General features: G+C 52.2%; 1 protein-coding gene, 2 tRNA genes and 1 rRNA gene (1 of these 4 only partly in view). All 4 read right to left on the minus strand.

The genetic code is table 11. The features are described 5' to 3' along the window. A 23S ribosomal RNA gene (locus DWY79_RS01810) occupies positions 1-357 on the minus strand; it reaches 2,611 nt to the left of the window's first position. Positions 358-462: 105 nt separating this feature from the next. Further along, positions 463-536: transfer RNA gene (locus DWY79_RS01815), tRNA-Ala, on the minus strand. Between the two features lie 10 nt (positions 537-546). Continuing rightward, positions 547-620 (minus strand) — tRNA-Ile (locus DWY79_RS01820). Between the two features lie 17 nt (positions 621-637). Then, the coding region (locus DWY79_RS22890) for a hypothetical protein (protein ID WP_233563927.1) at positions 638-820 on the minus strand (183 nt) is incomplete at its 5' end.

The following is an 820-nucleotide window of genomic DNA, read 5'->3' on the forward strand; positions in this document are numbered from 1 at the left end:
ACTATCACCCTCTACGGTCGCCCTTTCCAAGGCGTTCCACTTGACTCTATCTTGCCACGTCGTGGTCCTACAACCCCCGTGTCGCCTAGACGACATGGGTTTGGGCTCTTCCGTGTTCGCTCGCCACTACTTACGGAATCATTGTTTATTTTCTCCTCCTATGGGTACTTAGATGTTTCAGTTCCCCACGTTCGCCTCCCTTACGGGATGACAGGCCTTCAGCCTGCCGGGTTGCCCCATTCGGATATCCCGGGATCAACGGCTATTTGCGCCTCCCCCGAGCTTTTCGCAGCTTATCACGTCCTTCGTCGCCTCCGAGAGCCAAGGCATCCACCGTCTGCCCTTGCTTACTTTCTCTCACCTCGTACATACGCACGGGTTGATATATCTTAAGCTCGCTCTACTTGTTTCTTCTTTTTGATGTCCAACATGTCAAAGATCCTCTTTCCCTCGCGGGATGCGTGGAGAATAACGGATTCGAACCGTTGACCCTCTGCGTGCAAGGCAGATGCTCTAGCCAGCTGAGCTAATCCCCCTCATTCGGAGTAGTCCCAGGCAGAGTTGAACTGCCGACCTCTACATTATCAGTGTAGCGCTCTAACCAACTGAGCTATAGGACTGTCAACTTTGCCAAGACTTACGTCCCAGCGTCATTTTTTCTCTCTTTAGACCGGCCTCCCGGTACGTAAGATCTATATCTAAACATAATCTCAACAGCAGCACAAGGCGATCGATACCTCGTATGACCTCGGTACGGAATCCTAAAGCTCCAGAAAGGAGGTGTTCCAGCCGCACCTTCCGGTACGGCTACCTTGTTACG

Source organism: Parabacteroides sp. AF27-14 (assembly GCF_003635425.1).
Taxonomy (GTDB): Bacteria; Bacteroidota; Bacteroidia; order Bacteroidales; family Tannerellaceae; genus Parabacteroides; species Parabacteroides distasonis.